At 66.2% G+C, this 1297-nt stretch carries 1 protein-coding gene and 1 pseudogene; both read left to right on the forward strand.

Annotated features, from left to right (window positions below):
* Nucleotides 1–284 precede the first annotated feature (284 nt).
* Nucleotides 285–1100, forward strand: coding sequence for a phosphotransferase enzyme family protein (locus ABT288_RS49975; RefSeq protein WP_351623455.1), 816 nt, complete (start codon nucleotides 285–287; stop codon nucleotides 1098–1100).
* Nucleotides 1101–1196: 96 nt separating this feature from the next.
* Nucleotides 1197–1297: pseudogene (locus ABT288_RS49980) on the forward strand (IS5/IS1182 family transposase); the annotation flags it as partial.

The following is a 1297-nucleotide window of genomic DNA, read 5'->3' on the forward strand; positions in this document are numbered from 1 at the left end:
CAGCCCCAACGAATACGAACGCCGACACCACGCGGCTAAGCTCACGCTCGCCGCGTGATCAACGAAGCGTGTCCACCATCACGGGGGAAGGCCCTCCCCCGGAACATGATCAGGCAGCAGACTCACTTCACGGCCTTCGTCGTGGTCACGTGCATCCTTGGTCGGAGCACATGATCAGACGAAGGCCGCCTCAACGTTCGGCGAACGCCCAGGTGAGCGGCCTAGTTCGAGGCGCATTTCGGGACCGCCCCACACACGGCCGACCCGACGGTAGCGTGATCGACATGACGGCTGAGGGTGAGACGGCAGAGGGCGAAGCCCTGATCGGCGGCATGGTGAACGCGGGCGCGGTCTTCCGCCACGGTGCCCTGGTGGAACGCCCGGCGCCGCGCACCGCGCGCGCCCTCCATGCCCATCTCCTCGCGCTCAAAGAGCACGGGTTCGACGCGGCTCCGAGGCCGATCCGTCTCACCGCAGACGGCCGCGAGCAGTTGACCTTCATCCCCGGCGACGTCGCTCTACCGCCGTTTCCGCGCTGGGTGATGACCGAGACCGCGTTGAGTTCGGTGGGAAGCCTGTTGAGGCGTCTGCACGACGCCAGCGCGGCCATCGCGGTTGACGCATGCGCTGAGTGGCCCCGATCCCTGGCCGACCCGGCGGGAGGAACGATGCTGTGCCACAACGATGTGTGCCCGGAAAACGTCGTCTTCCGCGACGGCCGTGCCACAGCCCTGATCGATTTCGACCTGGCGGCCCCCGGCCGAGCAGTATGGGACGTTGCCATGACCGCCCGCTACTGGGTTCCCATGCTTGATCCCACGTCCGCGGCAGTTCTCTATCCCGCGGGGCTGGATGCCCCGGCACGACTGCGGATACTCGCCGACGGCTACGGTCTCTCCCCGCAGGAGCGCGGTGAATTGCCCGGCGTCATCGAGCAGGCCACCGCAACCTGCCGGGCCTTCGTCGCTGATCGAGTGGCCGACGGTGACCCCGTCTACACCCAGGCGCTGTCCGAGCACGGTGGTTGGCAGCGTTGGGACCGCATCCAGCAGTGGCTGGTGGCTCACCACGAGATGTTCACGGCTGCCCTGTTGGGATAACTGGCTAAGAAGTCCTAACAGAAGTGGTTGATCATGTGACTGCTGGCTTATCCGCTCGTTGGTCTGGTCGTGGGGAAACGTCAGTCGCGGCCGTGGATCGTTTCGGATGAACTGTGGGCCCTGATAGAACCGTTGCTGCCCAAGCCGGGGCCGAAACTGGTCGAGGGACGGCCGAGGGTGCCGGACCGGCAGGCGTT

It is taken from the genome of Streptomyces sp. NPDC001093 (assembly GCF_040298985.1).
In the GTDB taxonomy this organism is placed as follows: Bacteria; Actinomycetota; Actinomycetes; order Streptomycetales; family Streptomycetaceae; genus Streptomyces.